A 12,274-nucleotide genomic window follows, 5' to 3' on the forward strand; every position below is an offset into this window, starting at 1 on the left:
GACAGATGAGCAAGATCCTGATCCGTGGTGCGAAGGTGCTCGGCGGCGAGCCGCAGGACGTGCTGATCGACGGTGCCGTCATCGAGGCGGTCGGCACCGGGCTCTCGGAAGAGGGCGCCCAGGTCGTCGAGGCGGCGGGCAGGGTTCTGCTGCCGGGCCTGGTCGACCTGCACACCCACCTGCGTGAGCCGGGCCGCGAGGACTCCGAGACCGTGCTGACCGGCACGCGCGCGGCGGCGAGCGGCGGCTACACCGCCGTGTTCGCCATGGCCAACACCTTCCCCGTCGCCGACACCGCCGGCGTGGTCGAACAGGTCTACCGGCTCGGGCAGGAGCACGGCTACTGCGACGTTCAGCCCATCGGCGCCGTGACTGTCGGCCTGGAGGGCAAGAAGCTCGCCGAGCTGGGCGCCATGCACGAGTCGGCGGCGGGCGTCACCGTCTTCTCCGACGACGGCAAGTGCGTCGACGACGCGGTGATCATGCGCCGCGCCCTGGAGTACGTGAAGGCCTTCGGCGGTGTCGTCGCCCAGCACGCGCAGGAGCCGCGGCTGACCGAGGGCGCCCAGATGAACGAGGGTGTCGTCTCGGCCGAGCTGGGTCTCGGCGGCTGGCCCGCGGTGGCCGAGGAATCGATCATCGCCCGGGATGTCCTGCTCGCCGAGCACGTCGGCTCGCGCGTCCACATCTGCCACCTGTCGACCGCCGGCTCCGTCGAGATCGTGCGCTGGGCCAAGTCCCGCGGCATCGACGTCACCGCCGAGGTCACCCCGCACCACCTCCTCCTCACCGACGAGCTGGTGCGCACCTACAACCCGGTCTACAAGGTGAACCCGCCGCTGCGCACCGAGCGTGACGTGCTGGCGCTGCGCGAGGCCCTCGCGGACGGCACGATCGACATCGTCGCCACCGACCACGCCCCGCACCCGCACGAGGACAAGGACTGCGAGTGGGCCGCGGCCGCCATGGGGATGGTCGGCCTGGAGACCGCGTTGTCGGTGGTGCAGGAGACCATGGTGGACACCGGGCTCCTCACCTGGGCCGGGGTCGCCGAGCGCATGTCCTTCAAGCCCGCGCAGATCGGGCAGGCCAAGGGCCACGGCCGTCCCGTCTCGGCTGGTGAGCCCGCCAACCTCACGCTCGTCGACACGGAATACCGTGGGTCCGTGGACCCCGCGGGCTTCGCCTCGCGCAGCCGCAACACTCCGTACGAGGGGCGTGAGCTGCCGGGCCGTGTCACGCACACGTGGCTCCGGGGCAAGGCCACGCTCGTCGACGGGAAGCTCACGTGACACCTGCAACACTGCTCGCAGCCGGCACCGGACTCGCGGCCGACCAGAAGTCTGCCGAAGTGACCGACTGGGCCGCCCGCATCGGCTGGGTCGTCGGACTCGCCCTCTTCGTCGCGCTCGTCTACTGGCTGATGCGCGAGGGCTGGAAGTGGCGCGGCACCCTCCAGGGCGACCTGCCCGAGCTGCCCAGCGCGCCGGACGACCCCGGCCCGGCGACACTGAGCATGAGCGGCCGCTACCACGGCTCCACCACCGCCGGTCAGTGGCTGGACCGCATCGTGGCGCACGGCCTCGGTACCCGCAGCCGGGTCGAGCTCACGCTGACGGACGCGGGACTGGACGTCGTACGCCCCGGCGCGACCGACTTCTTCGTCCCGGCGGCGCAGCTGCGCGAGGCCCGGCTCGACAAGGGCATCGCCGGCAAGGTCCTGACCGAGGGCGGGCTGCTCGTGGTGACCTGGGCGCACGGCGAGCGGCTGATCGACTCCGGCTTCCGCTCGGACCACGCGGCGGAGCACAACGAGTGGGTCGACGTCATTAACTCCATGATCAACACCAACAGCACGGAAGGCGCCGAACGATGACGACCTCCACAAGGGGAGCCACCAAGGTTCCCGCGGTACTCGTCCTGGAGGACGGCCGGATCTTCCGCGGCCGTGCCTACGGGGCCGTGGGGGTGACCTTCGGCGAGGCCGTGTTCTCCACCGGCATGACCGGCTACCAGGAGACGCTCACCGACCCGTCGTACCACCGCCAGGTCGTCGTCATGACCGCCCCCCACGTCGGCAACACCGGCGTCAACGACGAGGACCCGGAGAGCAAGCAGATCTGGGTCGCCGGCTACGTCGTGCGCGACCCCGCGCGCGTGCCGTCCAACTGGCGCTCCCGGCGCTCGCTGGACGACGAGCTGCGCCACCAGGGCGTCGTCGGGATCTCCGGCATCGACACGCGCGCGCTGACGCGTCACCTGCGCGAGCGCGGCGCCATGCGCGTCGGCATCTTCTCCGGCAACGCGCTGCCCGACGAGGGCACCATGCTCGCCGAGGTGCGCCAGGCCCCCGAGATGAAGGGCGCCGACCTCTCCGCCGAGGTCGCCACCAAGGAGGCGTACGTCGTCCCGGCGATCGGTGAGAAGAAGTTCACCGTCGCCGCCGTCGACCTCGGCATCAAGGGCATGACCCCGCACCGCATGGCCGAACGCGGCATCGAGGTGCATGTGCTGCCCGCCACGGCGACCGCCGAGGACGTGTACGCCGTGAACCCCGACGGCGTGTTCTTCTCCAACGGCCCGGGCGACCCGTCCACCGCCGACCACCCGGTCTCCGTCATGCAGGCGGTCCTGGAGCGCGGCACCCCGCTGTTCGGCATCTGCTTCGGCAACCAGATCCTGGGGCGCGCGCTGGGCTTCGGCACGTACAAGCTGAAGTACGGCCACCGCGGCATCAACCAGCCGGTGCAGGACCGTACGACCGGCAAGGTCGAGGTCACCGCGCACAACCACGGCTTCGCCGTGGACGCCCCGCTCGACAAGGTCTCCGAGACCCCCTACGGCCGCGCCGAGGTCTCCCACGTCTGCCTCAACGACAACGTGGTGGAGGGCCTCCAGCTCCTCGACAAGCCGGCCTTCAGCGTCCAGTACCACCCCGAAGCGGCAGCCGGCCCGCACGACGCCGCCTACCTGTTCGACCGCTTCGTATCCCTGATGGAGGGCCAGCGTGCCTAAGCGCACCGATATCCAGTCCGTCCTGGTCATCGGCTCCGGCCCGATCGTCATCGGCCAGGCCGCCGAGTTCGACTACTCCGGCACGCAGGCGTGCCGCGTCCTCAAGGCCGAAGGCCTGCGCGTCATCCTCGTCAACTCCAACCCGGCGACGATCATGACCGACCCGGAGATCGCCGACGCCACCTACGTCGAGCCGATCACCCCGGAGTTCGTCGAGAAGATCATCGCCAAGGAGCGGCCGGACGCGCTGCTGCCCACCCTGGGCGGCCAGACGGCCCTCAACACGGCGATCTCGCTGCACGAGGCCGGCACGCTCGAGAAGTACGGCGTCGAGCTGATCGGTGCCAACGTCGAGGCCATCAACAAGGGCGAGGACCGCGACCTCTTCAAGGAGGTCGTCGAGGCCGTACGTCAGAAGATCGGCCACGGCGAGTCCGCCCGCTCCGTCATCTGCCACTCCATGGAAGACGTCCTCGCGGGCGTCGAGACGCTCGGCGGCTACCCGGTCGTCGTCCGCCCGTCCTTCACCATGGGCGGCGCCGGCTCCGGCTTCGCGCACGACGAGGAGGAGCTGCGCCGCATCGCCGGCCAGGGCCTGACCCTGTCTCCCACCACCGAGGTGCTCCTGGAGGAGTCCATCCTCGGCTGGAAGGAGTACGAGCTGGAGCTGATGCGCGACAAGCACGACAACGTCGTGGTCGTCTGCTCCATCGAGAACTTCGACCCCATGGGCGTGCACACCGGCGACTCGATCACCGTCGCACCCGCGATGACGCTCACCGACCGCGAGTACCAGATCCTGCGCGACATCGGCATCGCCGTGATCCGCGAGGTCGGCGTCGACACCGGTGGCTGCAACATCCAGTTCGCGGTGAACCCGGACGACGGCCGCGTCATCGTCATCGAGATGAACCCGCGCGTATCGCGTTCCTCCGCCCTCGCCTCCAAGGCGACCGGCTTCCCGATCGCCAAGATCGCCGCCAAGCTCGCCGTCGGCTACACCCTCGACGAGATCCCGAACGACATCACGCAGGAGACCCCGGCCTCCTTCGAGCCGACCCTCGACTACGTGGTCGTCAAGGCGCCGCGGTTCGCCTTCGAGAAGTTCCCGCAGGCCGACTCGACGCTGACCACGACCATGAAGTCGGTCGGCGAGGCCATGGCGATCGGCCGCAACTTCACCGAGGCCTTCCAGAAGGCGCTGCGCTCGCTGGAGAAGAAGGGCAGCCAGTTCACGTTCGTGGGCGAGCCCGGTGACAAGGCCGTTCTCCTCGAAGAGGCGGTCCGCCCGACCGACGGCCGCATCAACGCCGTCATGCAGGCCATCCGCGCCGGAGCCACGCCGGAGGAGGTCTTCGAGTACACGAAGATCGACCCCTGGTTCGTCGACCAGCTCTTCCTCATCAAGGAGATCGCCGACGAGATCGCCGAGGCCCCGGAGCTCACCACCGAACTGCTCGCCGAGGCCAAGCGGCACGGCTTCTCCGACCAGCAGATCGGCGAGATCCGCGGACTGCGCGAGGACGTGGTGCGCGAGGTGCGGCACGCGCTCGGCATCCGCCCGGTCTACAAGACGGTCGACACCTGCGCCGCCGAGTTCGCGGCCAAGACGCCGTACTTCTACTCCTCGTACGACGAGGAGACCGAGGTCGCGCAGCGCGAGAAGCCGGCCGTCATCATCCTGGGCTCCGGTCCCAACCGCATCGGCCAGGGCATCGAGTTCGACTACTCCTGCGTCCACGCCTCCTTCGCGCTGAGCGACGCCGGGTTCGAGACCGTGATGGTCAACTGCAACCCGGAGACCGTCTCCACGGACTACGACACCTCCGACCGCCTGTACTTCGAGCCGCTGACGCTGGAGGACGTGCTGGAGATCGTCCACGCGGAGCAGCAGGCCGGTCCGGTGGCGGGCGTCGTGGTCCAGCTGGGTGGCCAGACCCCGCTGGGTCTGTCGCAGGCGCTCAAGGACAACGGCGTGCCGATCGTGGGCACTTCGCCGGAGGCGATCCACGCGGCCGAGGACCGGGGCGCGTTCGGACGCGTCCTCGCGGAGGCCGGCCTCCCGGCCCCCAAGCACGGCACCGCCACCACCTTCGAGGAGGCCAAGGCCATCGCCGACGAGATCGGCTACCCGGTCCTGGTGCGGCCTTCGTACGTCCTCGGCGGGCGCGGCATGGAGATCGTGTACGACGAGACGCGACTGTCGTCCTACATCGCCGAGTCGACCGAGATCAGCCCCTCCCGGCCGGTGCTGGTCGACCGCTTCCTCGACGACGCGATCGAGATCGACGTCGACGCGCTCTACGACGGCCAGGAGCTGTACCTCGGCGGCGTCATGGAGCACATCGAGGAGGCCGGCATCCACTCCGGCGACTCGGCGTGCGCGTTGCCGCCGATCACCCTGGGCGGCTTCGACATCAAGCGCCTGCGGGCCTCCACCGAGGCCATCGCGAAGGGCGTCGGCGTACGCGGCCTGATCAACATCCAGTTCGCGATGGCCGGCGACATCCTGTACGTCCTGGAGGCCAACCCGCGCGCGTCCCGAACGGTCCCCTTCACCTCGAAGGCGACCGCGGTGCCGCTGGCGAAGGCCGCCGCCCGGATCTCGCTGGGCGCCACCATCGCCGAACTGCGCGCCGAGGGGCTGCTCCCGGCCAACGGCGACGGCGGTGAGCTCCCGCTCGACGCGCCGATCTCCGTCAAGGAGGCCGTCATGCCGTGGTCGCGCTTCCGCGACATCCACGGGCGCGGCGTCGACACCGTCCTCGGCCCGGAGATGCGCTCGACCGGCGAGGTCATGGGCATCGACTCGGTCTTCGGCACGGCGTACGCCAAGTCGCAGGCGGGCGCCTACGGCCCGCTGCCCACCAAGGGCCGCGCCTTCATCTCGGTCGCCAACCGCGACAAGCGCTCGATGATCTTCCCCGCGCGTGAACTGGTCGCCCACGGCTTCGAGTTGCTCGCCACCTCCGGCACGGCCGAGGTACTCAAGCGCAACGGCATCAACGCCACGGTCGTGCGCAAGCAGTCCGAGGGAACCGGCCCGAACGGCGAGCGGACCATCGTCCAGCTCATCCACGACGGCGAGGTCGACCTCATCGTCAACACCCCGTACGGCACCGGCGGCCGCCTCGACGGCTACGACATCCGTACGGCGGCCGTGGCGCGGTCCGTCCCGTGCCTGACGACGGTCCAGGCGCTCGCCGCGGCCGTCCAGGGCATCGACGCCCTCAACCACGGTGACGTGGGCGTTCGTTCACTGCAGGAACACGCCGAGCATCTGACCGCGGCCCGCGACTAGCAGCCCTGAGGGGGACACCGGACACGGTGTCCCCCTCTTCGTGAGGACACCGACATGTACAAGCTTTTCTTCCGTCTGGTTTTCCAGCGGATGGACCCGGAGCAGGCCCATCACCTGGCGTTCCGCTGGATCCGCCTGGCCGTTCGCATCCCCGTGCTGCGCACCTTCGTCGCGGCCGCTCTCGCCCCCCGCTACAAGGAACTGCGCACCGAGGCCTTCGGGCTGCGGATGCACGGCCCCTTCGGGCTCGCCGCCGGCTTCGACAAGAACGCGGTCGCGATCGACGGGATGTCGATGCTGGGCTTCGACCACATCGAGATCGGCACCGTCACGGGGGAGGCACAGCCGGGCAACCCCAAGAAGCGGCTGTTCCGCCTTGTGAAGGACCGGGCGCTGATCAACCGCATGGGCTTCAACAACGAGGGCTCGCTGGCCGTGGCGGCCCGCCTGGCGTCCCGGGAGCCGGTTTTCCGGACCGTTGTGGGCGTCAACATCGGCAAGACCAAGGTCGTTCCGGAGGAGGAGGCCGTCCTCGACTACGTGAAGTCGACGGAGCGGCTGGCGCCGTACGCCGACTACCTGGTGGTCAACGTCTCCTCGCCCAACACGCCCGGTCTGCGCAACCTCCAGGCCACGGAGGCGCTGCGCCCCCTCCTGACCGCCGTCCGCGAGGCCGCCGACCGTACGGTGACCGGCCGTCGCGTTCCGCTGCTCGTGAAGATCGCGCCCGACCTCGCCGACGAGGACGTGGACGCGGTCGCCGACCTGGCCGTGGAGCTGGGCCTGGACGGGATCATCGCCACGAACACCACCATCGCGCGCGAGGGGCTGGGTTTGAAATCCGAACCCTCGCTGGTCAAGGAGGCCGGCGGGCTCTCCGGGGCGCCCCTGAAGGCGCGCTCGCTGGAGGTGCTGCGGCGGCTGTACGCGCGCGTGGGCGACCGGATCACCCTCGTGGGCGTGGGCGGCGTCGAGAACGCCGAGGACGCCTGGCAGCGGATCCTGGCGGGCGCGACGCTGGTCCAGGGGTACAGCGCCTTCATCTACGAAGGTCCCTTCTGGGGCCGCGCCATCCACAAGGGCCTCGCCGCCCGCCTGCGCACCAGCCCGTACGCCACCCTCGCCGACGCGGTCGGCGCCGATGTCAGGAAGGCAAGGAAGACCGCATGAGTGCTCTGGAACCCTTTGGCGCACGACTTCGCCGGGTCATGGACGAGCGCGGCCCGCTGTGCGTCGGCATCGACCCGCACGCGTCCCTGCTGGCCGAATGGGGCCTGAACGACGACGTGGCCGGCCTCGAGCGGTTCAGTCGCACGGTCGTGGAGGCGATGGCCGACCGGGTCGCCGTGCTCAAGCCGCAGAGCGCGTTCTTCGAGCGCTTCGGATCGCGCGGCGTCGCGGTCCTGGAGAAGTCGGTCGAGGAGGCGCGGGCGGCCGGGGCGCTGGTGGTGATGGACGCCAAGCGCGGCGACATCGGCTCGACCATGGCCGCCTACGCCGAGTCCTTCCTCCACAAGGACTCCCCGCTGTTCTCGGACGCGCTGACCGTCTCGCCGTACCTCGGCTACGGCTCGCTCTCCCCGGCCGTCGCGCTGGCCCGCGAGAGCGGCACCGGCCTGTTCGTGCTCGCGCTGACGTCCAACCCGGAGGGCGGCGAGGTCCAGCACGCGATCCGCGCGGACGGCCGTGACGTAGGCGCGACCATGCTGGCGCACCTGGCGGCCGAAAACGTGGGGGAGGAGCCCATGGGTTCCTTCGGCGCGGTGGTCGGCGCCACGCTCGGCGACCTGTCGAGGTACGACCTGGACATCAACGGTCCCCTCCTCGCGCCCGGCATCGGGGCCCAGGGGGCCACGCCGGCCGATCTTCCGCGGGTGTTCGGCGCCGCGGTGCGCAATGTCGTGCCGAACGTCAGCCGGGGTGTGCTGCGTCACGGCCCCGACGTCGTCGCGCTGCGTGAGACAGCGTCACGCTTCGCTGACGAGGTCCGGGCGGCTGTGTCGGTCGACTGACCGTCGTCAAGGGTGTTCGAGCTCTCGTGGGAGACCTCCGATGAGTGACTCGGGGCCGACTTGAGTCTGAATACATCCTCAAATCCGGGGCATTATGTCCTAAATGTCCGGCCTGACGGAGGCTGACCAGGACTTTTCCGCTGTTCTCGCTGACTCTGGCGGACTTGCCCGCTAGTCTCCGACGAGAGTCAACGGGCAAGCGTGTTGCTCGTGGCTCCCCAGGTGTGGGGCGACTAGGTTCCTCACCGGTCCGTATCCGACAGTTCGACATCCGAGGTGACGTAGGCGTGGCTCTTCCGCCCCTTACCCCTGAACAGCGCGCAGCCGCGCTCGAAAAGGCCGCCGCGGCTCGCCGGGAGCGGGCCGAGGTCAAGAATCGACTCAAGCACTCCGGCGCCTCCCTGCATGAGGTCATCAAGCAGGGCCAGGAGAACGACGTCATCGGCAAGATGAAGGTCTCCGCCCTGCTCGAGTCCCTGCCGGGCGTGGGCAAGGTCCGCGCCAAGCAGATCATGGAGCGACTCGGCATCTCCGAGAGCCGCCGCGTGCGTGGCCTCGGCTCCAACCAGATCGCTTCCCTGGAGCGTGAGTTCGGCAGCACCGGCTCCTGAGTCCGGGTGCTCCGGACCGGGAGTCCCGGGCACTCCGGGATTGCTGGAATAATCGCTGCATGAGTGAACGTCCGCGGCTGACCGTGCTCTCCGGCCCCTCCGGGGTCGGCAAGAGCACGGTCGTCGCCCATATGCGCAAGGAACACCCCGAGGTCTGGCTCTCGGTGTCGGCGACGACCCGTAAGCCCCGCCCCGGCGAGCGGCACGGAGTCCACTACTTCTTCGTCACCGACGGCGAGATGGACAAGCTGATCGCCAACGGCGAGCTGCTGGAGTGGGCCGAGTTCGCCGGCAACCGCTACGGCACGCCGCGTGCGGCCGTGATGGAGCGGCTGGAGGCGGGCGAGCCCGTCCTCCTGGAGATCGACCTCCAAGGGGCGCGGCAGGTCCGCGAGTCCATGGCGGAGGCCCAGCTGGTGTTCCTGGCTCCTCCCTCCTGGGAGGAGCTCGTGCGCAGACTCACCGGACGTGGCACCGAGCCGCCCGAGGTGATCGAACGCCGTCTGGACGCGGCGAAGGTCGAGCTGGCGGCCGAGCCGGAGTTCGACGTGACCTTGGTCAACACCTCCGTCGAGGACGTGGCGCGCGAGCTGCTAGCCTTGATGGACGTTGTGTGATCGTGACTGATCGTCCAAGCTTGATCATTTCGCTCAGGCTTGATCATTCACTCTGAATCTTTCCCATCCATCGGAAGGTAGAGCGTGTCCTCTTCCATCTCCGCGCCCGAGGGCATCATCAACCCGCCGATCGACGAGCTCCTCGAGGCCACCGACTCGAAGTACAGCCTCGTGATCTACGCGGCCAAGCGGGCCCGCCAGATCAACGCGTACTACTCGCAGCTCGGCGAGGGCCTCCTCGAGTACGTCGGTCCGCTCGTCGACACCCACGTCCACGAGAAGCCGCTGTCGATCGCCCTGCGCGAGATCAACGCGGGTCTGCTGACGTCCGAGGCCGTCGAGGGCCCGGCGCAGTAAGTACGATTTTCAGCTTGCAGCTGACTTTTCCACAGGCCCGGCAGCGCGACTGCCGGGCCTGTGGTGTGTAGTGGAGTCGTGCGCTCGTCCCTGGCGCACCCGAGCCGATTGCGGGGAGAGACGGTGGACAAGCCGAAGGTCGTTCTGGGCGTCAGTGGCGGCATCGCCGCCTACAAGGCCTGTGAGCTGCTGCGCAGACTCACCGAGTCCGGCCATGACGTCCGGGTCGTGCCCACCGCCTCCGCGCTGCACTTCGTCGGCGCCGCGACCTGGTCCGCCCTGTCCGGCAACCCCGTCTCGACGGAGGTCTGGGACGACGTCCACGAGGTTCCGCACGTCCGCATCGGTCAGCACGCCGACCTGGTGGTCGTCGCCCCGGCCACGGCCGACACGCTCGCCAAGGCCGCGCACGGCCTCGCCGACGACCTGCTGACCAACACCCTGCTCACCGCCCGCTGTCCGGTCGTCTTCGCTCCGGCCATGCACACCGAGATGTGGGAGCACCCCGCCACCCAGGAGAACGTGGCGACGCTGCGCCGGCGCGGCGCGGTCGTCATCGAGCCCGCCGTCGGGCGCCTCACCGGCGTCGACACGGGCAAGGGCCGGCTGCCCGAGCCGGCCGAGATCTTCGAGGTCTGCCGCCGTGTGCTGGCCCGAGGGGTCGCCGAGCCGGACCTCAAGGGGCGGCACGTCGTGGTGAGCGCCGGCGGTACCCGCGAGCCCCTCGACCCCGTGCGCTTCCTCGGCAACCGCTCCTCCGGCAAGCAGGGCTACGCCCTCGCCCGCACCGCCGCCGCCCGGGGCGCCCGTGTGACGTTGATCGCGGCCAACACCGGGCTGCCCGACCCCGCCGGCGTGGACGTCCTGCAGGTCGGCACGGCCGTACAGCTGCGGGAGGCGGTGCTCAAGGCGGCCGCGGACGCCGACGCGGTGGTCATGGCGGCGGCGGTCGCGGACTTCCGCCCGGCGACGTACGCCGCCGGAAAGATCAAGAAGAAGGACGACCAGGAGCCTGAGCCCATCGTCCTGGTGCGGAATCCGGACATCCTCGCGGAGATCTCGACCGACCGGGCCCGCCCGGGCCAGGTGATCGTCGGCTTCGCCGCGGAGACGGACGACGTCCTTGCGAACGGGCGCAAGAAGCTGGCGCGCAAGGGGTGCGACCTCCTTGTGGTGAACGAGGTGGGCGAGCGCAAGACCTTCGGCTCCGAGGAGAACGAGGCGGTCGTGCTGGGCGCCGACGGCAGCGAGACACCCGTACCGCACGGGCCCAAGGAAGCCTTGGCCGAAATTGTGTGGGACCTGGTGACGCGGCGACTGGGGTGAATGTTTGATGCGCTGCGGTCCTCCATCGAGCGTCGCTCGATTCGGGCGTGGCGCCCCTGGCCAAGGGTGCGTGGCATTGGGCAGAATGCCCGTGCCGCAGGTCACAGCGCTCCCGAGAGGCGAGACAGGGGGTCCGTGACCGAGCACGACAGATAAACTGTCCCCGGACGACGCCGGGCGCAGCCCCCGTCCCGTCCGCCAATGATCAGCCAGCAGCCGCTGCAACCCCAGGGAGCGTTGTGTCCCGTCGCCTGTTCACCTCGGAGTCCGTGACCGAGGGTCACCCCGACAAGATCGCTGACCAGATCAGCGACACCATTCTCGACGCGCTTCTGCGCGAGGACCCGACCTCTCGGGTCGCCGTCGAGACCCTGATCACGACCGGTCTGGTGCACGTGGCCGGAGAGGTCACGACCAAGACGTACGCGGACATCGCGACGCTGGTCCGCAACAAGATCCTCGAGATCGGCTACGACTCCTCGAAGAAGGGCTTCGACGGCGCCTCCTGCGGTGTCTCGGTCTCGATCGGCTCGCAGTCGCCGGACATCGCGCAGGGCGTCGACACGGCGTACGAGTCCCGGGTCGAGGGCGACGAGGACGAGCTGGACCGTCAGGGTGCCGGTGACCAGGGCCTGATGTTCGGCTACGCGACGGACGAGACGCCGACGCTGATGCCGCTGCCGATCTTCCTGGCGCACCGCCTGTCCAAGCGCCTGTCCGAGGTCCGCAAGAACGGCACCATCCCCTACCTGCGCCCGGACGGCAAGACGCAGGTCACCATCGAGTACGACGGCGACAAGGCGGTCCGCCTGGACACGGTGGTCGTCTCCTCGCAGCACGCGAGCGACATCGACCTGGAGTCTCTTCTCGCCCCCGACATCCGGGAGTTCGTGGTCGAGCCGGAGCTGAAGGCCCTGCTGGACGAGGGCATCAAGCTGGACACCGACGGCTACCGGCTGCTGGTGAACCCGACCGGGCGGTTCGAGATCGGTGGCCCGATGGGTGACGCGGGTCTGACCGGCCGGAAGATCATCA

At 69.5% G+C, this 12,274-nt stretch carries 11 protein-coding genes; all 11 read left to right on the forward strand.

All coding sequences use genetic code 11. The features are described 5' to 3' along the window. Nucleotides 1–5 precede the first annotated feature (5 nt). A complete protein-coding gene (locus tag IF78_RS0132700) occupies nucleotides 6–1,292 on the forward strand; it encodes a dihydroorotase (RefSeq protein WP_031486835.1) in 1,287 nt (428 codons plus the stop codon). Further along, on the forward strand, nucleotides 1,289–1,876 hold the full coding sequence (locus IF78_RS0132705; protein WP_031486836.1) for a PH-like domain-containing protein: 588 nt from the start codon (nucleotides 1,289–1,291) through the stop codon (nucleotides 1,874–1,876). The genes IF78_RS0132700 and IF78_RS0132705 overlap by 4 nt, the downstream gene beginning before the upstream one ends. After that, nucleotides 1,873–3,015, forward strand: a complete 1,143-nt coding sequence (gene carA, locus IF78_RS0132710; RefSeq protein WP_031486837.1) for a glutamine-hydrolyzing carbamoyl-phosphate synthase small subunit — start codon at nucleotides 1,873–1,875, stop codon at nucleotides 3,013–3,015. Before IF78_RS0132705 ends, carA begins: the two co-directional genes overlap by 4 nt. Beyond that, nucleotides 3,008–6,316 carry a carbamoyl-phosphate synthase large subunit gene (gene carB, locus IF78_RS0132715; RefSeq protein WP_031486838.1) on the forward strand — a complete coding sequence of 1,103 codons (3,309 nt, stop codon included), beginning with the start codon at nucleotides 3,008–3,010 and terminating at the stop codon, nucleotides 6,314–6,316. Before carA ends, carB begins: the two co-directional genes overlap by 8 nt. A 54-nt stretch (nucleotides 6,317–6,370) precedes the next feature. Further along, nucleotides 6,371–7,486, forward strand: coding sequence for a quinone-dependent dihydroorotate dehydrogenase (locus IF78_RS0132720; RefSeq protein ID WP_031486839.1), 1,116 nt, complete (start codon nucleotides 6,371–6,373; stop codon nucleotides 7,484–7,486). Further along, nucleotides 7,483–8,328: an orotidine-5'-phosphate decarboxylase gene (gene pyrF / locus IF78_RS0132725; protein ID WP_031486840.1), complete on the forward strand. Its 846-nt coding sequence runs from the start codon at nucleotides 7,483–7,485 to the stop codon at nucleotides 8,326–8,328. Before IF78_RS0132720 ends, pyrF begins: the two co-directional genes overlap by 4 nt. Before the next feature lie 287 nt (nucleotides 8,329–8,615). Next, nucleotides 8,616–8,939 (forward strand): integration host factor, encoded by a 324-nt coding sequence (locus IF78_RS49205; RefSeq protein WP_003977346.1) that lies wholly within the window; start codon nucleotides 8,616–8,618, stop codon nucleotides 8,937–8,939. After that, the gene (gene gmk / locus IF78_RS49210; RefSeq protein WP_483316149.1) at nucleotides 8,936–9,556 is read left to right on the forward strand and encodes a guanylate kinase; all 621 of its coding nucleotides are present in this window, start codon (nucleotides 8,936–8,938) and stop codon (nucleotides 9,554–9,556) included. The genes IF78_RS49205 and gmk overlap by 4 nt, the downstream gene beginning before the upstream one ends. 84 nt (nucleotides 9,557–9,640) lie before the next feature. Then, nucleotides 9,641–9,913 carry a DNA-directed RNA polymerase subunit omega gene (gene rpoZ / locus IF78_RS0132740; protein WP_003988945.1) on the forward strand — a complete coding sequence of 91 codons (273 nt, stop codon included), beginning with the start codon at nucleotides 9,641–9,643 and terminating at the stop codon, nucleotides 9,911–9,913. A 123-nt stretch (nucleotides 9,914–10,036) separates the two neighbouring features. Continuing rightward, nucleotides 10,037–11,239 (forward strand): bifunctional phosphopantothenoylcysteine decarboxylase/phosphopantothenate--cysteine ligase CoaBC, encoded by a 1,203-nt coding sequence (coaBC, locus tag IF78_RS0132745; protein ID WP_031486842.1) that lies wholly within the window; start codon nucleotides 10,037–10,039, stop codon nucleotides 11,237–11,239. A 239-nt stretch (nucleotides 11,240–11,478) separates the two neighbouring features. Continuing rightward, nucleotides 11,479–12,274, forward strand: a 796-nt coding sequence (gene metK, locus IF78_RS0132750) for a methionine adenosyltransferase (RefSeq protein WP_037641776.1), incomplete at its 3' end; no start/stop codon positions are given.

The sequence above is a fragment of the Streptomyces bicolor genome (assembly GCF_000719285.1).
Lineage (GTDB): Bacteria > Actinomycetota > Actinomycetes > Streptomycetales > Streptomycetaceae > Streptomyces > Streptomyces bicolor.

What these genes read in the sequence shown, in the direction of transcription:
- carA (WP_031486837.1), top strand. Translation starts at nt 1,873, where the DNA reads ATGACGACCTCCACAAGGGGAGCCACCAAGGTTCCCGCGGTACTCGTC.
- IF78_RS0132720 (WP_031486839.1), top strand. Translation starts at nt 6,371, where the DNA reads ATGTACAAGCTTTTCTTCCGTCTGGTTTTCCAGCGGATGGACCCGGAG.
- pyrF (WP_031486840.1), top strand. Translation starts at nt 7,483, where the DNA reads ATGAGTGCTCTGGAACCCTTTGGCGCACGACTTCGCCGGGTCATGGAC.
- IF78_RS0132700 (WP_031486835.1), top strand. Translation starts at nt 6, where the DNA reads ATGAGCAAGATCCTGATCCGTGGTGCGAAGGTGCTCGGCGGCGAGCCG.